This window comes from Edaphobacter sp. 12200R-103, from assembly GCF_010093025.1.
Lineage (GTDB): Bacteria > Acidobacteriota > Terriglobia > Terriglobales > Acidobacteriaceae > Edaphobacter.
In genome coordinates this window covers 930,110-952,982 of sequence record NZ_CP048114.1, presented here as the reverse complement: position 1 = coordinate 952,982, position 22,873 = coordinate 930,110, and the positions used below count along the sequence as shown (strand labels likewise).

The window sequence follows — 22,873 nt, the reverse complement described above, 5'->3', positions numbered from 1 at the left end:
CGGTTACCAGCAAGATCATATGGGCCCAGAGTTTCCGACGGTATTTAATTATGCGTAATTCAATCAAGGGCGCCGCCAAAGCATTTTTTGCGGTTGTAGCTATTTTGTGCGTACGATCTGCCGCGGCACAAGGCAACTATGAGATCCAGGTTTATGGGGCAGACACCGTTCCACCAAAGACATTGATGACTGAATTGCACTCCAACTTTACGCCGGAAGGTCAGAGGTATTACGTCGATGGTGTCATTCCGACTAATCATCAGCAGCATGAAACGGTTGAGCTTACCGAAGGCATTACGAATTGGTCGGAGATTGGTTTCTACATCTTTACCAGCGTGCAGGATGGTCATGGAGTTCAGTGGGTTGGCGATCATATTAGACCGCGAGTACGCGCACCCGATAGTTGGCATCTTCCAGTGGGCCTCAGTCTCTCTACGGAGATCGGCTACCAGCGTCCCGTCTACTCACCAGATACTTGGACATGGGAAATACGGCCCATCATTGATAAGACTGCAGGCCGTTGGTATTTCGCGGTGAATCCGGCACTGGAGCGGACTTTTCACGGTCCTGATGTGAAGCAAGGACTCGGTTTTTCTCCTGGGGCAAAGGTAAGCTATGACTTCTCGCGCGTGATAAGCGGTGGCGTCGAATATTATGCTGACTACGGGCGTCTCGGAGCCTTTGACTCCTTACACAATCAACAACAGCAAATCTTCATTGTCACCGATCTCAACACTTCACCGAAGTGGGAGATAAACATTGGTGTCGGAGTTGGAAGCACCGCAAGTACCGATCATCTTATTGTAAAGGGCATCCTCGGCCGACGCTTCGATTGGGGACGTCGCTCTCCGGCTGACTAGCCCTTTTTTATCTTGGCATGCATACGTTATTTCAACAATTGCCATTCTTCCCTTTGAGCTTCAACCTCGACGAGTTGCTTTTTGGCAAATTTGACACCCGTCATCGACGGGCGAGCTCCTACTTTTAGGATGCTATTGATTGATCTCTATTGCTATAACGGTTAGCCATTTTCGTATATGTGCGCCCAGACACAGATGGGCAGAGCGGCCATCAGCTAATTATAAGATCGACGTTCTTGAGTGAGATGTTTTTTTCAATATGTCAGGGTAAAAGAGAATGCTTAGGAGCTGTAAAGTTGTGAGGCTTGCGACGTACCCGAGTAGGACAGCAACCTGGCCGACCGACAGTCGCCACCCTGCAAGAAGCGCAAGGCCGGATCCTAGTTCCACTAAACCGCATGCGAACAATGCTTTTCTTGACTCGCGATGATGCCGCACATGACTTGTCAACCGCAATTGTGCCACTCCGAACAGAAATGCATGTGGAGACACAACGATAGCGACAGTCTGTAAGGACACCCTGTCAGATATCGCAAGGTAGATGCCCGAGACAAGCGATAGTACTCCCAACAAGAGATAGCTTGCCATCTCCCTCTTGTGCTTGAGTCCGAATTGGGTAGCAACGACGCCTTCAGCAGCTCCCGTATAAACTAGAATTGTTGCCACAACAAGCACCACTATGAGAGACTCGGCAGCCTCAGCATGTGGATCTACAAAATGTGGAGTTAGGTAGATAAAAATGACGATAACAACCAATAACAGCACAGCGAGCATTTTCAAGAGTAGTCTGTGCAATCTAAGTTCATATCGCATAAGGCCTCTGTGTCCATCCTCTTATCACGATGAGACCGTCATGACCGGGCACGGCGATGCCGCAATAATTTGATACGTTACCTTTGGCACGAGGTGGGAGGCCCATGCTGAAGCACGTCGAACGCCGAGAATTAATAGATCTGCAGAAAAACGTTCAGCTTCATTGACTACCGCCTGGCCGACATCTTTGCCGTGCAAGGTGACATATTCGTCGCATGTATCCTCGCTCGCGATCTCGTGATGCTTGAGAGAACTCCGAACTACTTCGAAGACATCATCACCTACAGCACTCTCGATTGCAGGATCTAGGACATGAAGCACTCGAAGGGAGGCAGGTGAAGCTCGGCGAAGCAGTTGTATCAGGGATATTGCGGTCATGGAAGCAATACTGCCATCCGTGGGATACAAGATTCGATGGAAGGCGGGATCCGCTTTCTCTTCTCGTGGAACGTGTGGTCCTACCGTGATAACAGGACACTTCGCTTGCCGCAATATCTCCTCCGCAGTAGAGCCGAGCAGGAAGCGATCGATGCCCGCTACCGCATGAGTACCCATCACAAGAAGTGGATTCTCATATTTTTGCAGGAGGTTGAGAATTTCGGCAGAGGCAAATCCATCCCCAATCATGAGGCCTTCTGGCTGCACGTTCATCTCCTCCAGCACACATCGGGCTTGATTGAGTTTCTCTCGAACTTCCTTACGAATCATCTCGACCATCCATCCCACGCGTATCGGGTACCGATGATGGACGGGATATTGGAAGACGTGCACGACCGTAACTTTTATATTGAATAGGCGCGCGATCCGGCCCGCAACGTGCAGCGCTGAGGCAGAAGCCGGTGAGAAATCGGTCGCAACTACGATCTGTTCAAGATTGGTCATATTGGGTCGCCGTTCACAACCACCACCCATTATAGATTTGAGATGAGTTCTTTTTCGGTGACATTCGTCACAGTAGACGGATATAGAGTGAACCTAGAATAGGTACCTACAAACCTGTGCGCGTTATTGCGTAGAGTAGGCAATGGTTAGGGGAGACGGCTGCATGGTACTGCAAATCAATGACAGCCTTTTGGGAATCGGTATCGCGGCCCTTGGCGGCGCTGCGGTGGGTATTGACAGGCAGAAAGCGCACAAAGATGACGCGCCCGGAGCTATTGGAGGTCTTCGAACGTTTACACTCCTCGGAACAATAGCTGGAGCATGCGGCTTCCTCATCACAGATAAGTTCATAATACCTGCGATCGTTCTTCTCGCCGGTGCCACGGCCATGGTACTGGTCGTCCGCTGGAGTGCCGAGAATATCTCACGTGATGCAACCACGGAAGTCGCGGCAATTGCTGTCTTGACGAGTGGTCTAAGTGCTGGTCTTGGCCACTTGAGCATTGCTTCTGCGCTCTACGCATGGACAGTCTTGCTCCTTATTAAAAAGTCCTGGCTTCACGCTTTTGTGGATCGTATCGGCGTCGTCGAACTGGAAGCTGCCGCACAGTTTGCGGCAATGGCGCTTATCGTTCTTCCCCTATTGCCTTCTCGCAACTTTGGCGTGGGCGGAATTCTGAACTTTCGCTCTACCTGGATTCTCGTTTTAGTGTTTTCTGGGCTAAATTTTGCAGGCTATCTGGCCAGGAGGGCCTTGGGGAACGAGGCTGGCTGGGTACTCACAGGATTAATTGGTGGACTAGTTTCCTCGACTCAGGTGACTTTGGCGTTTTCACGCGACAGTCGAAATTATGTTGAATCTCCCACTCCTCTGTTCGGAGGAGTAATGGCTGCCACCGCCATTTCGATGTTACGAGTATGTGTTTTGTGTGTGCTGCTCCGCCCGCCCCTTGCCGGTCGGGTTTTAGCGTATGTTACTGTGCCTGTTCTGATTGGAGGATTGTCAAGTTTATATAGCGCGCGTCGTCCCGCAAAGGTATCCGGCTCCCTTGAAGAAAAGAATCCGCTCCGCCTCGCTGCAGCGACGTATCTTTCCTTGATCTTCATAGCCTCCCAATACCTCATCTCGTTTGCGCGTTCTCATTTCGGTGCCATGGGAACATTTGGCTCAGCACTGACGCTTGGATCAGTCGATATCGATGCACTTGTTGCATCGCTTTTGCCTATGATTCGTCAAAACATACGAACCGATGAAGCAGCAAAGATTCTTGTTGTAGGGATTATTGGTAATACTGCGGTGAAAATGGGGATAGCGCTGATATGGGGCAACACCTCATTTCGCAAATATACAGCGCTGGGACTTGCCGCAGTACTGGTGGCGCTTATCGGGAGCCTCGTCGTTATTGGTTAGATGGATAAATTGAACACTATTTTTCCACGACCAGTGCTTTCATCAAACAAACAACTGGCTTGGGCGCGATTTTATGAACCGACAACGAGCACCGGACACCGAGCGTGCCTGACAATGGTTGTGAGGGTCCTCCACGATGCGTGATCACTCATCGGTTTTCTTTCACTACCAACTCCGAGCACGATAAGATCTGCGCGCTTGTTGTCTGCGGCCGCGAGGATCTCTTGTGCTGAATCCCCATAGGCAATAAGCGCCTCATGATCGCATTCGCAACGGACTTGTTTCTCAAGCAGGCGATACAGCTTCTCCGTAGTATTTTCTTCGACCCATTCACGGTTTCGATTTTCAGATCGCGGTTTCTGTCGAGCTACATGCATGAGAATCAACCTGCAATCTCGACCGGCCGCAAGAGCACCTGCATATTTCGCTGCTCCATACCCTGTCTTATCGAGATCAGTAGCTAACAGAATCGTCTGAAAGAGATTCTGATCAGGTGAGAAGGAAGGTCCGAGAATAAGAACAGGACAGTTGACTCGATCTGCGATGGCTTGCGAAACAGACCCCTCTATCAGCTGCTCGAAGCCGTGCCTTCCTCGAGAGCCAACAATTACAAGGTCAGCTTGATGTTCCTTTACAGCCTTCTGAAGCACCGTGGCGGGACTATCAAGTTCGACCGAAACGTGGAAGGGTGTAGTGACACCTTCTCTTTGAAGTATTCTTTCAATCTTTCTTTTGGTGGCTTCGAGTGCCTTCGTTCTCGCCTCCAGCGTTTCTCCCACCATTCCAAGTGTGGCCGGAGTGGGCGCGATAGAATGAATCACGAAGATTTCCGCTCCGAACTCTTTTGCAATTGCCTTTGCGGTTTTCAGAAGCGGCCGCATGTTTCCTCCCAGGGCGAACCCAACGACAATCCGGCGCACTTCTATTTGAGGATCGGTTGATGGGGATGGTGCGGCCGATGAATGAGTTTCTGCAGGAAGGGTTGCGTAGCGCATTGTGTCACCTCAATTTCGAATTCGAACTAGAAGTTACGGAATCCATCTCCGATGGCATCCGGTTATGTCTAGGACGGCGGAATCTTTGATCCCAAGTACGGGACATTTGACATCACGGACAATGTGCGAGAAGGTCGACCATGGCGCATGATCGGAGAGCTTCCTGTCCCGAGCGCCTAAGATCACAAGACTGGCGGACCCCTCGAGGGCCGCGGCTATGATCGCTGTTGAGGGATTACCAAGCTCGCAACGTATATTGATTTTGCAGAACTGATCAATGCCAGCCGGCAGTAGAGCTGTCAGTCTGCGTCGGAAACGGTCTCGAAAATGCTCGTACGAAAATCTACTTGATAGAAAATTTCTATTCTGGACATGAAGGATGGTTAGTTCCCCGTGGAACTGCTCGGCCAAACTGGCGGCATATTGAGCTGCGGAGGCTCCCGTAGTTTTGAGATCGGTGGCAAAGAGAATTGCTCGGAAGAGGCGTTGTTCAATCTCGCACTCCGGACCTATGATCATGACCGGAGACATGGTGCTACGCAATATGGCTTCTGCGACTGATCCTAGCGCTAGCCGCTCCAAGCCACTTGCGCCGTGTGAACCCAGAATAATCAAGTCTGCATTTCCTTCTCGGGCGACTCGCTGAATTACTTTGGTCGGCTCTCCGTATTCAACAACCGTCCTCGGCCTCAGTTCCTTCAGCCCTGGTGTTCGTCCCACAAGCTGTTGTAACTCTTCTTCGTCCGCATCCCGGCCGGCAGCTATGACTTCACGAAATGCCTGCCTCCCATCGATGTCAAACACGGTAGGAGAAACTGCGTGCACCAGGGTCAGATTCGCTTCAAATACCTGAGCGAGGGAAATGGCAATATCTACAGCTCGCGCAGCATGAATTGAAAAATCAGTTCCGACGACTATGTGTCTAAAAAGAACCCCTTCTGTATAGAGCACAGCCGCTGATGGATATGCCATTCGACTACTGGATTCTGTTTTATCGGAACTCATTTAGCTTCACCTCAACTCATTAGCTAAAACTGACCTTATGCTCACCTCACGTCCTCGTCTGTGATTGAAGTCACTTGTTCATCTCAGTGTGAATTGACTCAACTTGCTGAAACTAGACATGTGTTTTGGTGTGATTTTGATCACTGAACGGTTTTTTGCAGATGGAAAATTCGTTTCGACCAGTTGTGAACAGAAAGGTGAAGAAATGTTCGGTCTTGGAAGGTTCGGGGTGATATGGTTCTGGATGAATGTGCACCTCCTCATGTTGCTCAATGGCAGATGGTCTGCACAGTCTGAGGCGATTCCAGTTCTCGCTTATCATTGCTTCGATTCTGCAGTCTCCAGGCCGACTACAATTAAGACATCTCCATTTGAATCGCAGCTTGCGTGGCTCGACGATCATCATTATCAGGTGTTGCCTTTACGCTCGGTCATCGAAAGGCTGGGCAGGCATGGAGATCAATTCCCTGCAGCGCCAACTGTAGCAATCACCGTGGACGATGGCCATCGCTCGGTTAACACCGAAATGTTCCGTTGATTCTCAAGCATCATGCTCCGGTTACACTGTTTATCTATCCTTCGGCTATCTCCAACGCGTCCTATGCTTTGACTTGGGAAGATTCCCCTGATGAAAAAGTATGGCTTGGTGGCTGCGCTTCCCTCAAAGCACTACGGAGGAGATACGTGTTCAGGCGATCGATCGATTCCTCGGAGGCGCGGGCACGGTTTCGCTCTTGGCTGCAGGCGTTCAGAAATTACGCTTTTGATCGTCGCACCTACGGACCTGCAGAGGTCTCCGAACAGATCCGCGCAACAGAGGACTTCGGTTCAAGTGGATGGATGCTTTTGGAATCCGCATAATCGATGCCAGGGACTTGGCCTGGAAAAACACGACAAAACCGAGTCAAGATTTGAAGGTCCAAACGTCCCCAAAAGCGACGCACACAGAATCTCGACGGAACTGTTGCATCAATGTAAATTCAAGAGACACTTTACGCCGCGCCTCGACCAGCTCTTCAACTTGTTTTAGCCACCGATAGCGCCTCGAAGCCCTACCTTCCACGTTGCCGTAAACGGTCGAACGGACAGGGCTAACGCCGATATCTCGCAGAATATTTCTCTTGAGCATCTTTAGAGCATGCGCTCCAAACCACCAACGATAGACCGGTCCGGGCGTCCCCATTGAAATAATCACGCGAGCAGAGTTCCCAGCCACAACGGGAAGATAAATACTAGATGATCGGCAGTCTTTATCGCATTGTGCGCTGCCAAGAGTTCAGGCTCTAACGCCTGAATTCTCTCAAACCCTTCATGCAAGACGGGATCAAATGTCATCTTGCTGGTTACGTAGAGGGTTACGTGGCGCCCATTGACCTCGGCACCCCGGGCATAGCTCTGTCCCAGCGCCTCACAATAAGGTATTAGCGCGTGCAGCCTGACGACAATGACGATGTTGGCCATCGCAAATTACGTCCTCTCAGGTCAACCCTTAGCAGGCCGAGAGCTGCTCAAGGGCGTCTGGCTGAAGGACTGTAAGCGATATCCCCTTGATAGAGATCAAGTTCTCCCGGCGGAAGCGGCTCAATGTGCGGGTGACGGTTTCTCGAGAGGTGGCTGTCATGGACGCTAGCTCTTCGTGTGTGAGAGGCATCGCCACCGAAACCTTAGCGTTCAGTGATTTTGCCTTTCCCTCCGTCCAGTCGAGCAGCAGACGAGCAACCCGTCCGGCTGGCGAGGTCGGAAGGCCAATCCGTCGTACCTCGTCAAAACCGCTGCAGCACTCCGACGCAAGTGCTTTCGCCACCCCCACGCTGGCTTCACCATATCTCTGCAGCATCTCCATCAGGGCTCGCCGGTTGATGACTTTGACGTGACAGGGCTCCAGAGCCTCTACCGTGACCTGGTGAACTCCTTCGGACAACATTGCGCTCAAGCCCAGTACATATCCAGGATCGGCGATTCTTAGGATCATTGTTCTGCCCTCTCTCGATATAGTTGAGAGTTTGGCCCGTCCAGAGCAAAGAATGTACACGGCCTCGCATTGGTCTCCCTGGCGAAAAAACGTTGCACCGCGTGGGCGTTCCGCTGAAGTCGATACCGATTCGAGAAACCTCATCGCATCTTCTCCAAGGTGGCAGAAGGCATTCTGATTTCGTTGGGAGCAATTCAAACAGCTTTTCATTGGGATCTCCGATCCGATGCACTACTCCCATAGCACTCCACTCGCCATATCGAATACGAACGCTTCAGCAATGTTTTCAGCAGTTTAGCTCCTTTCGCTGAGGAAGAGCAGGTTGTACGGATACGTCTAAAGACCCACGGCTGCGCCATATGGCGCAGCCCTGGGTTTCGCCTGTACGATAGATTCACTCCCGCAGAGATCCCTATGGCCGATCTCGTACATATTGTCGTGATTGATGACAATGAACGCAGTCTTGAACTGCTGTCGGCCGCGTTGGAGCAACTCGAGGTCTGTCTCCATACCGCGAATGATCCTGAGGACGGTTTGAGACTCGTTCGCGAGCTTCGTCCTCATCTAGTCATTACCGATCTCGTGATGCCCCGCCTCAATGGGCTGCAGGTATTGGAACAGGTGATGAAGATCGATCCAACGATTGACGTTATCCTGATGACCGCTCACTACACGACGGAGACGGCGGTTGAAGCGATACGGAGGGGCGCTGCGGACTATCTTGAAAAGCCAGTAAAGTTACCTCTCCTTCGTCAACGTGTTGAACGCCTTTTGCACACAGCACAGCAAAGGCAACGCGCCCTAACGAATGACGTTTTCGGGTCCGATGGAGTGCGATTTGAAGGGCTCATTGCACGCAGTCCACAGATGTGGGAAGTCTTCGCGAAGTTGCAAAGGATTGCACCTCACTATCGCTCGGCACTGATTAGCGGCCCTACAGGCTCCGGCAAAGATCTTCTGGCGCAGGCATTACACCGCCTCAGCGGAGTTACAGGCAAATACGTCGTCTTGAATTGTTCGGCCGTAGTGGAGACTCTGTTTGAGAGCGAGTTGTTCGGTCATGTTCGAGGAGCGTTCACTGGAGCAGATCGAGACAAGATCGGCCTTTTTGAACTCGCGCATGAGGGCACGTTGTTCTTGGATGAGGTCGGAGACATGCCTTTATCTACCCAGGCGAAATTACTGCGAGCTGTGCAGAATCAGGAGATTAGCCGTGTTGGTTCCCTGGAGGGCCGCCGGGTGAACGTTCGAATTATCGCCGCGACCCATAAGAATCTGCCGCAGGCGATTCAAGAAAGATCCTTTCGGGAGGACCTCTACTATCGTCTCTCCATGGTTGAGATCACTATGCCAGGCCTACGAGATCGAGCGGAAGATATACCCTTACTGGTCTGGCATTTTATTCAGCGTTTTTCCAAGGAGTATGGCAAGTCTATCGAGGCGATAACTCCCCGAGCCATGATGCATCTGGAGCAACATGCGTGGCCGGGTAATGTACGTGAATTAGAGCACGCGATCGGCCATGCCTGCATGATGACAACCGGAGATGTGATTGATGTAAAGGATCTGCCGGCAAGGCTTCTGCACGACGCAGATTCTGGAAAAATGGTGTTCTCAGGGAGAGAGATCGATTACCCGGCTAAAACGACGAACCTTTCAGCAAAGTCAACCTCTGCGTTGGAGATGCAAGAGCGTGAGCTTATTATCCGGGCTCTTTCTGAGGCACATGGAAACCAGTCTGAGGCAGCACGTCATCTGGGCGTTGGCCGAGATGCGTTGCGATACAAGATGAGAAAGCACGGTTTGGGCTAGTTGTCTGAGAATCAACCTGTCGGTATTAGCTGATCGATTCGGATCGCAATAGTAAGGAAGCTACTGCGTCTCGCAGTTTAGCTGGACCAATGGGCTTGATAAGGCAAGCATCAAATCCAGAATTGATGATCCGATCCTTTTCATCCAAGGAAGCACTCGCAGTAAGTGCCAGAATTGGCAGATCCTGGAGTTCTGGACTATTTCGCAGTTCTTTGATCACATCAAAACCATCACGCTTTGGCATGTGAATGTCAAGAATTACGAGTTTAGGATTCGCTTCCACAGTCATTGAAAGGGCTTCTTCTCCGTCAACGGCTTCGATGACGATATAGTTGGCATGCTCCAGAATCGTCCGCAAGAGCTCACGATTGCTTGGCTTGTCGTCGGCAATCAATATCGTTCGTTTAACGCAAGGCAAATCGCTGAGTGATGACATCATGGCCCCTATGCTTTAAAGTTTCTACTTTAGCTTTACAAAGACAATGCTCTTTTGTAGTGACTACCGTCACACGGCTTTCGGAATAGTAAAGTGGAACCGGCTTCCAGCGCCTTCGCTGCTGTCGATCCAGATTTTGCCTCCGTGCATCTCGATTAAACGTTTGCAAATAGCTAAACCTAGACCGGTCCCCTCGCGGACGCCGCCGGTGGCATAACCCACCTGATAGAATTTTTCAAAGGCACGCTCTAACTGATCCTCGGGGATGCCAATTCCAGAATCCGCGACCGTGACATGAACAAATTGATCGTCTTCTTCCGTTTGCACGGTAATCTTTCCATTTTCGGGAGTGAACTTCACGGCATTGCTTAAAAGATTGTAGAAGACCTCTTTCAAGCGCATTGGATCAACAGCAACCAACCCCGAGAAAACCTCTTGGATCTTCAAATCCAGAGACTTCATTGCCGCTCTAGGGCGAATTGCATTCACTGCGTCGGAAATTTCATCGGCAAGATGAACCTTTTCGATTCGAAGCGACATCCCTCCCGCTTCAATCTTGCTAAAATCCAGTACGTCGTTAATCAAACCGAGAAGGTGTTCAGAATCTTCTTGAATGTGCCTAAGAAATCGTCGCTGCTTATCGTTTAGCGGTCCATCACTCTCTTCACTTAACAAATCCGCGAAGCCGATAATAGTGTGGAGTGGAGTTCTAAGCTCATGGCTCATACTGGCGAGAAACTCACTCTTCAGGCGGTTCGACGTCTCGGCTTCTTTCTGCCTTGCTTCGAGTTCCGCCATGTAGTTTTTCTGGAGAGACCTCATTTGTAGCTCTGCCTGTCTCCGTTCACTAACATCGCGAATTACCGCCGTAACATTCACGCCAGCTTGCTGATATGAAGGGCTGAGACTGATCTCTACCGGAACTTCGATCCCATCTTTGCGTAAAGCAGACAATTCCATGCCGCTACCCATGGGACGGATTTTTGGAGATCCGGCAAACGAGGCTCTGTGCTTCATATGTACAGTCTTTGCCTTTATTGGCACTAGAATGTCCACATTTGCTCCGAGCAATTCTTCCCGGCTATAGCCGAACATCGTCTCGGCCGTCCGGTTCGCAACAACAATCGTTCCGTCGGGATCAACTTGGAGAATCGCGTCTGGAGCATTTTCAATAAGCTCACGAAATCTAGCCTCAGTGGCCTTCCGGCTCGAGATATCGCGGGAGATCTTCGAGATTCCGATTACATTTCCGTCAGCATCGGAAATGCCCGCTAGAGCCAGCGAGACATCGATTGGTCTGCCGTCTTTGTGCTTCTTGATGGTTTCGTAATGGTCGACCCGTTCGCCTCGGCGGATCATTGCAATCAACTGCACCATGTCTTCTTCGCAGCCTGGCCACGCAAGGAAGGAGATAGACCTGCCAATCGCTTCAGGGGCGGAATAACCGAAAATCCTTTCCGCACCCTTATTCCAACTCCTGACAATTCCATCCAGGGTTTCGCTAATAATGGCATCGTCTGAGAACTCAACAACGGAAGCAAGCCATCGCTGCGAATTTCCCACATATGGCAGCTTCGATTGGACATCTTGCCGGTTCTCATCTTGAAATGACGACATTTTTCTGCAAAGCTCCGTAGCTCAGCATTCTACGACCATTTCATTTTTAGGCAAGAAGCTGCCCTGCTCCTTCAATCCTACGAAGCAGAGCCGTGATCATGATCACATACCAGGAGGTTAAGAGGTCCATAATCGTGCCTATATTGAGGAGCCCTACAATGACGACAAGTAAGGCCCAGGATGTAGTGCAATCTTCTGGAGCAACCGCACCAATAGAAAAGCAGCCGTTGGAGCTGGTGATTGCCAACCCTCAAGAGTTGAACACGGTACCTGTCCCCGCTGGACATCGGAACAGGATCTGGCTTGCGGTGTTCGCCTTGATCGCACTTGCTGCTGCGGGATTCGTTCTTAAAAGACACTTTTATCGTCCCAAAACGATGGGGTTCGAGACTGCGAAACTCGAGCGAGGCCCGATTCAGGCATTCATCACAGCTACGGGTAACCTCAATCCTGTCGTGAACGTGCAGGTGGGCAGTCAGGTCTCTGGCAACATCAAAGCCTTATATGCGGATTTTAATACGAAGGTTCAAAAGGGCCAGTTGATCGCTCAGATCGATCCTGCGATCTTTCAGGCTCAAGTAGATGCAGCTTCCGCCGCGGTCAACGGGAATGAAGCGTCGGTAGCTTCTGCCGACGCTCAGCTGATGAAGGCCGATTCCGACATCGCGGCGGCGACGGCCACTAGGACCAGCTTGGTGGCGATAGCCCAGAAAGATCAGGCAAACCTGTTAAATATCAAAGAACAGTGGCGCCGCTCGGAAGGACTGTTCCAAGAAGGCGTCGTCTCATCGCAGGATCACGACATGGCAAAAGCAGCTTTCGCAGCCGCACAAGCTCAACTCGAATCTGATAAAGCCCAGATTGATGCCGCAAGTCGAAATATTCAGTCCTTCCAGGCACAGTCCGTTTCTGTAAGAGCTCAACTCGGAGGAGCAATCGCGCAATTACAGCAGGCCAAGGCCAATCTGGCCCAGGCACAAGTAAATCTGGACCACACTCGAATTATCGCGCCGGTCTCCGGAACGGTGATTGCGCGTCACTTCGATGTAGGACAAACCGTCGCAGCAACGTTTCAGACGCCTGATCTTTTTGATATCGGCGAAGATCTCACAAAGATGCAGGTGGACACCAATGTCGACGAAGCCGACGTTGGCAGTATTCACTCAGGACAGCTTGCTACCTTCACAGTCGATGCATATCCGGAGACGACTTTCCATGGCACAGTCGCCGACGTGAGAAGAGCACCTATCAATGCCCAGAATGTCGTGACTTATGATGTTGTTATTACCGTGCCGAACCCTGATCTGAAGCTCTTTCCAGGGATGACCGCCAAAGTGACGATCCTCACCTTGCGCGAAGAAAACGCACTGAAAGTTCCTAACGCAGCTCTACGGTTCCGGCCGAATGCCGAAGTTCTGGCCAAGCTGAAAATGAAACCGGCGGAAGGCTCACAAGTTTATCTCTTATCGGGAACCAATATTTCAAGCGTTCCGGTTACAACGAGTATTAGCGATGGCAGGTTCACCGGGGTGATCTCCTCCACTTTGAAGGAAGGCGACACGGTTATCCTCCGTTCAGTTACTCCGAATACATCTCCCTCTTTGCCTTCCACGCGTCGTCTGCCAGGAACTTAATGGTTAAAACTGATGACTTCCCTGATTGATGTCCGCCATTTAAATAAGACCTATAGCTTAGGCGAAATCGTTGTGCATGCACTCTCTGACGTGACGACGACAATCGAGCAAGGCTCTTTTGTAGCGATCATGGGGCCTTCTGGATCTGGAAAATCGACGTTTATGAACATTCTAGGATGTCTCGACCGCCCAACCTCGGGACAATATCTCCTCGATGGAATTTCAGTTGAGAATATGCGACGCGACGAGTTAGCGGAGATTAGAAATCGAAAGATCGGCTTCGTATTCCAAAATTTTAATTTACTTGCGCGGATCTCTTCCTCCGAGAATGTGAAGCTGCCACTCCTGTATTCTGATGTTCCCGCCGAAGATGCTGAAGCACGAACAAAAAAGGCACTCGAGATTGTTGGCCTTGGTGATAGGCTAGCGAGTTTTCCCAACCAACTTTCCGGAGGCCAGCAGCAACGAGTTGCAATCGCCCGCGCAATTGTTAACGAACCAAAAATAATTCTTGCGGACGAACCAACCGGCGCACTCGACACAAAAACCAGCCATGAGATTATGGCGATCTTCCGAGATCTCAACCGAACCCATTCGATCACTGTTGTTGTGGTAACCCACTCGGACGAGGTTGCAACTTACGCGGATCGGATCATTCGGTTTCGCGACGGAAAACTGGTCCAGGATACCGTCCAGGCCCGGACGCGGAATCCAGATGAAGAGGTTGCACATAAGGAGTTCGTATGAGAGCACACTGGATATCTTCCGTCCATGTAGCCTTTACAGCGCTCAAAACCAACCGTGTGCGTAGTGCGCTCACAATGCTGGGCATTGTTATCGGCGTAGCTGCAGTGATCGCAACCGTTGCGGTCGGAACCGGCGCCAGTCGACGCGTTCAATCCCAGATTGCCAGTATCGGAAGCAATATGGTGATCGTAATTCCCGGAAGTCTCACCAGTTCGGGACTGCAACTCGGGACCGGTAGCGCAACGACACTGACGCGCTCTGATGCGCGGGAGTTAAGCGCACAATGTCCTGATATCAGCGATGCCGCGCCTGCCGTACGCGGAGCTGCGTCTGTTGTGTACGAGGGAAGCAACTGGGGAACAACGGTCTTGGGTACGACTCCGGAGTATCTGAAGATCAGAGACATCTCCGTTGCTAAGGGGGAGCCGTTCAATCAGCAGGACATCGAAAAAGCCAGTAAAGTAGCCTTGCTTGGTCCCACAGTCGTCCAGAAACTATACGGAAGCGCTGATCCGGTTGGAACGATCATTCGTATCAAGCAGGTCCCCTTCGTGGTTCAAGGAGTCCTCACGCCGAAAGGCCAATCGGCCGGCGGCCAAGACCAGGACGACATTGTGTTGCTCCCAATCACTTCGACGAAACAAAAGGTACTTGGCTTCAAATCTGCTAATGCAGATGCCGTTGATGCCATCCTGATGCAGGCAGTTGCCAGCGACCGAATCGATGCAGCACAAGAAGAAGCCCGCTCGTTGCTTCGTCAGCGTCACCATTTGCTTCCGAATGAGGACGACGATTTCTCGATGCGCAACTTAGAGGAGATTTTCAAGGCACAAGCGACGTCCTCGCGGGTTATGTCCTTAATGCTGGCAGCAGTGGCTTCGGTCTCACTCATTGTCGGTGGTATAGGAATCATGAATATCATGTTGGTCTCGGTTCGGGAACGGACAAAGGAAATTGGCCTACGGCAAGCAGTCGGGGCGAAGACGCGCGATATCTTGACACAATTTCTTGTAGAAGCCACAACGCTATCAATATGCGGTGGAGTTGTGGGTATCGTGATTGGCATTGTCAGCTCAATCGTGATCTCCCGGGTTGCAGGTTGGCAAACAGTCGTGAGTCCCAGTGCGATCGTTCTGGCGGTCACTTTTTCGGCGCTCGTCGGAATTGGATTCGGTTTTTATCCTGCGCGCAAAGCTGCATATCTGGATCCTATTGAGGCGCTTCGATTTGAATAGGCCATCCCATTGAGTGGTGGATGATGCTCCTGAGTCGGACACAACGGCCACAACGGCTAGTCGGCCGATCAAACAAGCTATTGAACCGAATGTGTTGATCGACTGACTACACAATGGCCGCTTGGAGCCTCTTCAACGGAAGGTCGTTCACGCGGTGACCGCTTTACCGCAAGAGGATCTACAAAGTCATACCGAGAGCGGATGGCGGCAATGATGTCAAGGATCAGGAAACGCTCCAAACCTGCAGCCCGCCTATTGTTATCCAGTTATGGGTCTAGTCGATCCGGTAGGTCATAACGGGAACATTGGAGTTACGAATGACATGTGCTGCGACGTTATCCGACTTGGTTGAGGAGAGGTGCCCTCGTGTTTCCAGCGGTATCAGAATAAGAGAGCTTTGCAGTTCTTGACTGCGGGAAACAATGGCTGCATCCGGTTTTCCAAAGAGAACCGAGCCTGCCACTTCCACTCCCCCCATTCGCAACCGGGTGGCGATCTCTTCACATGCGTACTGCATATCCTGAAAGGCATGGGGCATGGAATCTGCATGATCCATATCTATTACATGCAGAATCTCCAACTTAGCACGGAACAACTTCGCCACTTCGATAGCAAAACTCAAACAGCGCGGGTCACACGGTAGCTCAATCGGCACGAGGATAGAGAAGGGTTTAGCATCCTGAAATAGCGGCCTGCCGAATTTGGGTCCATAAGTTACAACCGGACACGAAATAGAACGCAACAATAGCTCCGTGGTGGATCCGAGCGTTCCTCTCTCCTGAGAACCATTTCCATAGGCTCCGACCAGCAAGAGGTCCGGGGACTCTTCATCGACGACGTCGTAAAGAGTTGCGGCCGGCACCCCGGAACGCACGACATCTTTACATGAGTAGCCGGCCTGAGCGACGTGCTTCACAATATCATCCATTGCGCCACGATCTCGTTTCCTTCGAAGGTATGAGGTCTTGTCCGCGTTCACTTCGGTAGCATGTACGATTACGATCTGTGCGTTGAACCGACCTGCCAAAGCCATAGCGTCTGCAAATGCGTGGTCAGCTGCATCGGAAAAATCATGGCCGACGACAATCTTCTTTAGCGCCGTTAGTTCTCGCTTCCTATTAAAAGCATGCGTCATCACTTGAGTCGCCATAAGACCGTCCTCCCGGTTCTGATCTGTTGCGAGGAAGATAACAAAATCAAATTGAACTACCTGTTGTCAAAGTAAAAGCCATCGAGATGTAACGCTGTGACCACCATCACCGGAGTCTATTCAGCAAACAGTGTGATCGGAATCACATCCATCGCATAAGGATCGAGGTACGGTCGCTGTGAGAGGTTGACTATGAGAGTACGTACCGATATTCAAGCCGAAACCCCATACACCGCGAAGGTTGCCCCAGGAATGATGAAAGCTCTCGTTTTCAATGGAAACCAGGCGATCGGTCTCGAAGATCGTTCTATTCCGAAGGCCGGCCAAGGCGAAGCCGTCATCGAAGTCACTTTGACTACCATCTGCGGCACTGATGTGCATATTGTCAAAGGTGAGTACCCAGTCAAGTCTGGACTTACTCTGGGGCATGAGGCTGTCGGGAGAATTCATGAACTTGGTCCTGGGCTAACCGGATATGAGGTTGGAGAGCGTGTCCTGGTCGGTGCGATTACCCCTTGCGGACAGTGTAACTACTGCCTAGGCGGTCATCTGTCTCAGTGCGGCGGAACGATGGGGGGTTGGAAACTCGGCAACACCATCAATGGCGTCCAGGCGCAATATGCTCTCATTCCATACGCCCAAGCCAATATGGCTAAGATCCCCGACGAGCTAAGTGATGAACAGGTGATTCTACTTGCGGACATCGCTTCTACTGGATTTTCCGCCTCGGAAAGTGCACAGATGAAGATCGGAGATTCCGTTGCGGTTTTCGCCGCAGGACCGATCGGTTTGTGCGCCACGGCAGGAGCAAAGCTGCGCGGAGCCGGCCAAATATTTGCGATCGACTCAAATCCTCTACGACTAGAGCAAGCCTTGAAGATGGGAGCACATCACGCAATCAATATCAGCAAACAAGAACCGGCTGCGGAGATTCTTAGACTGACTGGTGGCCGCGGCGTTGATGTCGCCATTGAAGCATTAGGGCGTCAGGAGACCTTCGAAAGTGCATTACGAGTATTGCGTCCAGGCGGCACGTTGTCGAGCCTCGGGGTTTACTCGGGCAAGTTGGCAATTCCCGCGGAGTCGTTCGCGGCCGGCCTGGGCGATCACAAGATCGTGACGACCCTTTGTCCAGGCGGCAAGGAGCGTATGCGAAGATTGATGGAGTTGGTCTTGTACCACCGAATCGATCTGACGCCATTGCTTACGCATCGATTCGCATTTGACCAAATCGTCGAGGCATATTCGCTCTTCAGTCAACAACAGGATGGGGTACTGAAAGTAGCGATTAAAGTACAGAATTAGACTCTTGTGTCCACACGCATCGCGAGGCACGTTAGTTTTCGGCTAAGCTCTGTGAGAATGGACAATTGAAGATGCGATTCTTGGTTCTGCGGAATCTGCATGACTAGTCAGAATGATTGGCACTGTTGCACCCAAAACGATTCCTGCTAGATGCGCTCCGTCTAAGTAAGCCAGATCTTTAGCGAGCATGTTACCCGCTTCGAGATCAGGTACAACAAGAATATCGGCGTCACCTGCAACAGCCGATTTTAGATGTTTCATCTGAGCAGCTTCTGCGCTTACCGCGTATCAAGCGCGAGCGGGCCATCCAAAATAGCCTCTGTAACTTGTCCTCGATTTGACGGCTATTCAATCGGGCTCCAACGATCTAACACAGCTCACACTCGGGCTTGACCGGGATTCATCCACTGTAGCCCATCTTTTTGACGAGACAATCTGGCAGTGCGACGCATGATCGCCGAAGCGATCCACGCCGCGCACCTGGCAAAAGAAACCCATGGGCATCTGCGGTCAGGCGCCGTCAAATTTTCCAGAACTCGCCAAGTGGCTGGTAGAACAAGGGATCGATTCGATATCTCCAAATCCCGACACTGCCCTAAAAACGACATTGGACGTTGCAACGGCAGAACGGCGAATCAACCTATTAATTCAATCGGCTTAGTAGATCACAATTGTGATCCATATCACTGCTCCTGTAGCGAAAGCAATCTACGCTGAGAACAATTCGGCTTCCAGTTCGAGATATTACGAGGTGCGCTTATGTCTTCCTTCTCCGGAAGTATCAGAGAATCCGCCCAAAACGATGAAATACATCTCGCTACGAGCGAGATATCATTTTCACAAATTCTGGTGGGAACCGACTTCTCAAAGTCTGCAGCTCAAGCGTTAGCATTGGCGGTCACGATTGCCGAATTCTTCGACTCGGAGATCATAGTTATCCATGCTGTCAAACCTGTCATTTATGGAGATAGCCAGGAACCAATGCCCCCGGAAGTTCTTAACGCCCAGCTTGAGACCGCAAAGTATGACATGAAAGAGCTAATCGCTAGTGACCCTCGACTGGCAAAACTGCGCGTACAAACAAAGGTGGACTTTGGCCGCGCAGTCGATCTGATCGACCAGGTCGCAAAAACCACAAAAAGTACTTTGATCGTTGTAGGTTCACATGGAGCCGGGGGGCTTAAGAAGTTCACGTTCGGTTCTGTCGCCGAAACTATCCTGCGGCAGTCATCCTGTCCGACACTAATCGTCGGCCCTCAATGTCAAGTTGAGCATCATCCGTTTCGATCCATCCTTTTTGCTACGGATCTTGAAACCACAGGATTGCGACCGGCACAATATGCATCGGCGCTTGCGGAGCACGTCGATGGGCGACTAACACTACTTCACGTGATCGAAAAACGTCCCGACAGCCCAGAATTTGATTTTGACCTCTTTGAGGACAGACTTCGAAAACAACTGCGCGGTCTTCTGCCCTCGGATGTTGAACTGTTCTGCAATCCCAAGATCCGACTGGAGTATGGTTCACCCGCTCAGCTAATTACGAGCATTGCGAGATCTGAAGCAACGAGCTTGATCATTGTCGGGGCGCATCATCAATCGGCACTTGCTGATCATGCCCCTTGGTCGACACTATCTCATGTAATACGAGAAACGAGGTGCGGTGTTTTAGTAGTACGAAGTCACCTGATCTAAAGTATCTGGGCTTTTGCTATTCGCCCTTTGAAATAGGGCTCGAACGTGGGGTAAGGAATCAATCTTTGCCATGCACAGAAATATGACGCACATTGATAACGAGGTGCCATATGCCACTCATTGAAGAACCCGTCACTGTCGCCGTCCAGAAGATTTTACTTGCCGCCGACTTCACCCCTTCGTCAGAGAAAGCTCTCTCTTTCGCACGGGCTTTGGCTCTCCGCTTCTCTTCCAGTATTGAAATTGCACACGTCTTCGATCCTTCTGTCGTCACCTCATACGAGGAGGCAATCATCGGCCTGCCGGTAAATGAAAGACGACAAATCGCCAATGAAAACCTAAATCGGTGGCGTAATGACCTCTCAGCCTCTGGACTTAATACGCGAACGACATTGTCGGAAGGACATCGTCCTTTCGCACACCTGCTCCAGTCCGCAAAAGATCACAAAGCCGACTTGATCGTTGCTGGAACCCAATCTAAAACAGGAATAGAAAGATTGATGCTAGGGTCGACGGCAGAACAACTTGTTCGAAACGCTCAGTGTCCAGTAGTTACCGTCGGTCCAAATTGCAAACCCGTTGCCGATGGTCCATTTAGACCACACGCTATCGTCTTTGCAACCGACTTTTCGCCTGAGGCGGCAAAAGCGGCCTCTTATGCCCTTTCTTTTGCGGAGGATAGCGGTGCACGCCTTTATTTTTGTCACGTAGTCGAACCACAGACGGACCCAGGACTAAAAGCTGAATTTTCAGACAAAGAACTCCAAGCTATGATGACGAGGCTGATCCCAGAGCACGCATTTGACTGGTGCAGTCCTGAATGTGTCGTGCAACGAGGCGATGTCGCTAAGACTGTTCTCGAATTGGCAGAAAAGTTCCATGCTGATCTTATTGTTCTTGGCGCCCGAAAGGCTTCATTTTGGCTGCCCCACCTCCAACGCGGTGTAACTCCGAACCTGTTGGCGCATGCCCTCTGTCCAGTCATGACCATCTCTTAAATCGTCCTTTCCATAGAGGAAAATCATGATCGATCGCTGTACAAATCCTGCTTGTCAGGCAGCCTGTGCTCCTGAAATGAGGCTGTGTCTCGACACCGTGAATAACCTATATCGGTAAGACCGCGATCCGACCGCAGGCACCGTCAAGCGTCAGTTTCAGAATCCTGCCTTCGCCTCATCTTCAGCCATGAACTGTGCATCTCGCGAGCGCACAGGAACGCGACAAGTTAATACCTATAACCGCGAAAACGGAGTTCAACAGAACGAGAGAATCGCGCAATTCGCCAAGAAACAGATAGAGAATGACTGCGCCGATCAACAGCAGGATCATTGGCTCCAGCATGACTTCCCATGTTGTTGCAAGGAAATTGCGCGATTTTGCCACAGGCAATTCGTTAAATCCCTCGTCCTCTAATCTTGCTGCAGCTTCCGTTTCCGTGAGCCCTCGCAGACCCAAGGAAAGATCGCACGTCGACAGCATTGTGTTGGCCATAAGTATTCAGGTCCATGGCGCTCTCCATCTTCGAAAAGTAGGCCACTTTCATGGGTCTGTGGCCCGCATCCGCCTCCAAACGACCTGCCCTCATCGTTAGCTCAAATCACTATTCTATGGTTGGCGATTGCGTCCGATTTTGGGCAATAGACCGTGTCCAGCTACAGACGACCGCTATGTCCGTATCCGTGAATTTAGCTGATGGATGCAACAGTGTATAAGCGGCTACCGGCATTTTCCGCTCAGAAACTTCAACGCAGGTTTCTTTTAGCAATTCCTGCTGTTTCTTAAGCGGATACGTTCCCCATCCTGAAAAATTAAGTTCAGCTCTACCGCGATGTACATCGGAAGCAATAAGTCAGGATGCGGGGGCCACGTTGGTATACCAAGGCCATACGGTCCGGTTCGAGTGGCAGTCATTGCAAGAACGAATGAGCATGGCATCCATAACTGGATCGATAGACACCCTGGCATGGATTGTCTCTCCTGCTGCGATCGGAGGGTTGCTTCGCGCAGGCCTTATAAATTGGATGATCACTAGGATCACAACAGCAATCCCAACACCCCATTTCCATTTATTGCGCATAGAACCTCCTTACCATGCGAGAATCAAGGTTTTTGTTTCTGACTCTATTTTTTCAACTCATTAAGTACGGCATTGAATGCATCTCGATGCTTTGCCTCATCCAGCCGGATTTCTTCAAAACGTTTGGCAGCTTCGAGATCCCCGGCTTGTTTCGCTTGCTGGGCAAATTCCCGGTACATCGTTTCTGTTTCGTATGATTCCCCCTCAATGGCATCTTTGAGATTGTCGGAATCCGAGCCTACTAATCCAGCAAGCTGCGCTTCTTCGGAGAAGTGCTCGAATCGCTCCGTCTTGGCCGTACTCTCAAAGAGATCGGCAACTTTGGTGTTTCCATTCTGGCGGGCATGCTCTGCAAACAGCAGGTATTTTGCATACGCGAAGGCCTCGCCGTGCATGGCAGTCGACAGATTTTTTATTGTCTGCTCGTTCATCTTCTTCTCCATTTCCGCGTTGATGAGCTCCACTGTCAGGAACGTCACCGCAACTATCAATGTGGCAAAAACAAATTTGATTTTCATCTTCTCCTCCGGTAACGAATTGTGGGCTGTAATGCGAAGCTCGATGACGATTACATCCCAGAGTCACACTAGTTGAACCTTCGTCGGGAGGATGTGACAGACATCACCAATCGCGTAAGGAGCCACACCCATGGACAAGTCATGTCTAACGTCGTTTATATGAACCGCCTAATAAGACCCGAGACCGTTTGAGCGTCAAGGCTGACAAACCAGGGGATCTTCCGCTGCCGCAGCGGCCCTCATGATCCGCGAACCGATTTTTACTCCGCTAGATGGACTGTTCTTTCGCATCTATCGCGAAGTTCATAAATCACCGATGTTCTTTGGCAAGACCCTCGATTATCGCTTCGATTCGGCGAGCGGCGTGTGGTGTCCTCTATGCTTCACCTAGTGCTCGAAGGAGCCTTGCGCCGAGCGAAAGAGCGCATCCGGAGCATTCTTAGCGTGAATAGTCGTCAGTGAACCACGATGTCCCGTATTCAAAGCGTCAAGGAGACACGCGCTTCCCCTCCCCGAATCTCGCCAACAATAATCCTGTCCGGACGGTGACGGAGTGCGGCTTTGAGCAGAATCAGCAAAACCAATCTGACTTTTATGCGTGTTGAGTTGGGCTTCTGCAGAGATGACATGCGGCTTCTTGATATAGAGCTCAGCGATCTTCGAGTATCAAGATGCGCTCGTTATTCGGGAATAAAGCTAGCGAGAACAT

25 protein-coding genes and 1 pseudogene are annotated in these 22,873 nt (G+C 51.0%); 12 read left to right on the top strand and 14 right to left on the bottom strand.

The window, feature by feature from the left end:
• Positions 1-50: 50 nt before the first annotated feature.
• On the top strand, positions 51-860 hold the full coding sequence (locus GWR55_RS03985; protein ID WP_162401103.1) for a hypothetical protein: 810 nt from the start codon (positions 51-53) through the stop codon (positions 858-860).
• Positions 861-1,079: 219 nt separating this feature from the next.
• Here the strand turns inward: GWR55_RS03985 and GWR55_RS19555 are convergent, their stop codons facing one another.
• Complete coding sequence (locus GWR55_RS19555; protein WP_370521430.1) at positions 1,080-1,448, bottom strand: DUF308 domain-containing protein; 369 nt, start codon at positions 1,446-1,448, stop codon at positions 1,080-1,082.
• A gap of 249 nt (positions 1,449-1,697) precedes the next feature.
• Entirely contained in the window at positions 1,698-2,555 is an 858-nt protein-coding gene (locus tag GWR55_RS03975; protein WP_162401101.1) for a universal stress protein, read from the bottom strand.
• A gap of 163 nt (positions 2,556-2,718) precedes the next feature.
• Here GWR55_RS03975 and GWR55_RS03970 point away from each other — a divergent pair, with 163 nt between their 5' ends.
• Positions 2,719-3,966, top strand: coding sequence for an MgtC/SapB family protein (locus tag GWR55_RS03970; RefSeq protein ID WP_162401100.1), 1,248 nt, complete (start codon positions 2,719-2,721; stop codon positions 3,964-3,966).
• Positions 3,967-4,037: 71 nt separating this feature from the next.
• On the opposite strand, the gene GWR55_RS03965 is transcribed toward GWR55_RS03970, so the two are convergent.
• Both GWR55_RS03965 and GWR55_RS03960 read right to left on the bottom strand, forming a co-directional pair.
• A complete protein-coding gene (locus GWR55_RS03965; RefSeq protein ID WP_162401099.1) occupies positions 4,038-4,961 on the bottom strand; it encodes a universal stress protein in 924 nt (307 codons plus the stop codon).
• A 33-nt stretch (positions 4,962-4,994) separates the two neighbouring features.
• Positions 4,995-5,966, bottom strand: coding sequence for a universal stress protein (locus GWR55_RS03960; RefSeq protein ID WP_162401098.1), 972 nt, complete (start codon positions 5,964-5,966; stop codon positions 4,995-4,997).
• 103 nt (positions 5,967-6,069) lie between these two features.
• On the opposite strand from GWR55_RS03960, the gene GWR55_RS03955 reads away from it, so the two are divergent.
• Together GWR55_RS03955 and GWR55_RS19470 are read left to right on the top strand one after the other, a co-directional pair.
• Positions 6,070-6,504, top strand: coding sequence for a hypothetical protein (locus GWR55_RS03955; protein WP_162401097.1), 435 nt, complete (start codon positions 6,070-6,072; stop codon positions 6,502-6,504).
• Positions 6,501-6,827: a putative glycoside hydrolase gene (locus GWR55_RS19470; RefSeq protein WP_202925576.1), complete on the top strand. Its 327-nt coding sequence runs from the start codon at positions 6,501-6,503 to the stop codon at positions 6,825-6,827. Before GWR55_RS03955 ends, GWR55_RS19470 begins: the two co-directional genes overlap by 4 nt.
• A 330-nt stretch (positions 6,828-7,157) precedes the next feature.
• Here GWR55_RS19470 and GWR55_RS03945 read toward each other — a convergent pair whose 3' ends face one another.
• Both GWR55_RS03945 and GWR55_RS03940 read right to left on the bottom strand, forming a co-directional pair.
• Positions 7,158-7,427 carry an NAD(P)H-dependent oxidoreductase gene (locus GWR55_RS03945; RefSeq protein WP_162401096.1) on the bottom strand — a complete coding sequence of 90 codons (270 nt, stop codon included), beginning with the start codon at positions 7,425-7,427 and terminating at the stop codon, positions 7,158-7,160.
• Between the two features lie 28 nt (positions 7,428-7,455).
• Positions 7,456-8,082, bottom strand: a complete 627-nt coding sequence (locus tag GWR55_RS03940; protein ID WP_238398630.1) for a Crp/Fnr family transcriptional regulator — start codon at positions 8,080-8,082, stop codon at positions 7,456-7,458.
• A 270-nt stretch (positions 8,083-8,352) separates the two neighbouring features.
• Between GWR55_RS03940 and GWR55_RS03935 the strand changes: the two genes are divergently transcribed.
• Positions 8,353-9,750: a sigma-54 dependent transcriptional regulator gene (locus tag GWR55_RS03935; protein ID WP_162401094.1), complete on the top strand. Its 1,398-nt coding sequence runs from the start codon at positions 8,353-8,355 to the stop codon at positions 9,748-9,750.
• A 25-nt stretch (positions 9,751-9,775) separates the two neighbouring features.
• Here the strand turns inward: GWR55_RS03935 and GWR55_RS03930 are convergent, their stop codons facing one another.
• A complete protein-coding gene (locus tag GWR55_RS03930) occupies positions 9,776-10,189 on the bottom strand; it encodes a response regulator (RefSeq protein WP_162401093.1) in 414 nt (137 codons plus the stop codon).
• Between the two features lie 66 nt (positions 10,190-10,255).
• Positions 10,256-11,803 (bottom strand): PAS domain-containing sensor histidine kinase, encoded by a 1,548-nt coding sequence (locus GWR55_RS03925; RefSeq protein ID WP_162401092.1) that lies wholly within the window; start codon positions 11,801-11,803, stop codon positions 10,256-10,258.
• A gap of 158 nt (positions 11,804-11,961) precedes the next feature.
• Between GWR55_RS03925 and GWR55_RS03920 the strand changes: the two genes are divergently transcribed.
• Genes GWR55_RS03920 through GWR55_RS03910 form a run of 3 tightly spaced genes read left to right on the top strand, consistent with a single transcriptional unit; the run spans position 11,962 to position 15,419 of the window.
• Positions 11,962-13,437 carry an efflux RND transporter periplasmic adaptor subunit gene (locus tag GWR55_RS03920; protein ID WP_162401091.1) on the top strand — a complete coding sequence of 492 codons (1,476 nt, stop codon included), beginning with the start codon at positions 11,962-11,964 and terminating at the stop codon, positions 13,435-13,437.
• 12 nt (positions 13,438-13,449) lie between these two features.
• Positions 13,450-14,184 carry an ABC transporter ATP-binding protein gene (locus tag GWR55_RS03915; RefSeq protein ID WP_162401090.1) on the top strand — a complete coding sequence of 245 codons (735 nt, stop codon included), beginning with the start codon at positions 13,450-13,452 and terminating at the stop codon, positions 14,182-14,184.
• A complete protein-coding gene (locus GWR55_RS03910; RefSeq protein ID WP_162401089.1) occupies positions 14,181-15,419 on the top strand; it encodes an ABC transporter permease in 1,239 nt (412 codons plus the stop codon). Before GWR55_RS03915 ends, GWR55_RS03910 begins: the two co-directional genes overlap by 4 nt.
• 274 nt (positions 15,420-15,693) lie before the next feature.
• On the opposite strand, the gene GWR55_RS03905 is transcribed toward GWR55_RS03910, so the two are convergent.
• On the bottom strand, positions 15,694-16,569 hold the full coding sequence (locus GWR55_RS03905; protein ID WP_162401088.1) for a universal stress protein: 876 nt from the start codon (positions 16,567-16,569) through the stop codon (positions 15,694-15,696).
• Positions 16,570-16,761: 192 nt separating this feature from the next.
• On the opposite strand from GWR55_RS03905, the gene GWR55_RS03900 reads away from it, so the two are divergent.
• Positions 16,762-17,874 carry an alcohol dehydrogenase catalytic domain-containing protein gene (locus GWR55_RS03900; RefSeq protein WP_202925575.1) on the top strand — a complete coding sequence of 371 codons (1,113 nt, stop codon included), beginning with the start codon at positions 16,762-16,764 and terminating at the stop codon, positions 17,872-17,874.
• A 42-nt stretch (positions 17,875-17,916) separates the two neighbouring features.
• Here the strand turns inward: GWR55_RS03900 and GWR55_RS03895 are convergent, their stop codons facing one another.
• Positions 17,917-18,135 (bottom strand): phosphate acyltransferase, encoded by a 219-nt coding sequence (locus tag GWR55_RS03895; protein ID WP_162401087.1) that lies wholly within the window; start codon positions 18,133-18,135, stop codon positions 17,917-17,919.
• 76 nt (positions 18,136-18,211) lie between these two features.
• Here GWR55_RS03895 and GWR55_RS19465 point away from each other — a divergent pair, with 76 nt between their 5' ends.
• From GWR55_RS19465 to GWR55_RS03880, 3 genes are all read left to right on the top strand, one after another.
• The gene (locus GWR55_RS19465) at positions 18,212-18,328 is read left to right on the top strand and encodes a putative PEP-binding protein (RefSeq protein WP_304487094.1); all 117 of its coding nucleotides are present in this window, start codon (positions 18,212-18,214) and stop codon (positions 18,326-18,328) included.
• 305 nt (positions 18,329-18,633) lie between these two features.
• A complete protein-coding gene (locus GWR55_RS03885) occupies positions 18,634-19,569 on the top strand; it encodes a universal stress protein (RefSeq protein ID WP_162401086.1) in 936 nt (311 codons plus the stop codon).
• A 110-nt stretch (positions 19,570-19,679) separates the two neighbouring features.
• The gene (locus GWR55_RS03880; protein ID WP_162401085.1) at positions 19,680-20,567 is read left to right on the top strand and encodes a universal stress protein; all 888 of its coding nucleotides are present in this window, start codon (positions 19,680-19,682) and stop codon (positions 20,565-20,567) included.
• Between the two features lie 181 nt (positions 20,568-20,748).
• Here the strand turns inward: GWR55_RS03880 and GWR55_RS03875 are convergent, their stop codons facing one another.
• From GWR55_RS03875 to GWR55_RS19190, 4 genes and pseudogenes are all read right to left on the bottom strand, one after another.
• Positions 20,749-21,060 (bottom strand): cation-transporting P-type ATPase, encoded by a 312-nt coding sequence (locus GWR55_RS03875; RefSeq protein WP_162401084.1) that lies wholly within the window; start codon positions 21,058-21,060, stop codon positions 20,749-20,751.
• A gap of 109 nt (positions 21,061-21,169) precedes the next feature.
• Positions 21,170-21,646: pseudogene (locus GWR55_RS19550) on the bottom strand (heme-binding domain-containing protein).
• Between the two features lie 44 nt (positions 21,647-21,690).
• On the bottom strand, positions 21,691-22,164 hold the full coding sequence (locus tag GWR55_RS03860) for a rubrerythrin family protein (protein WP_238398629.1): 474 nt from the start codon (positions 22,162-22,164) through the stop codon (positions 21,691-21,693).
• A 479-nt stretch (positions 22,165-22,643) separates the two neighbouring features.
• Positions 22,644-22,793 carry an ATPase, T2SS/T4P/T4SS family gene (locus GWR55_RS19190; RefSeq protein WP_238398628.1) on the bottom strand — a complete coding sequence of 50 codons (150 nt, stop codon included), beginning with the start codon at positions 22,791-22,793 and terminating at the stop codon, positions 22,644-22,646.
• Between the last annotated feature and the right edge of the window lie 80 nt (positions 22,794-22,873).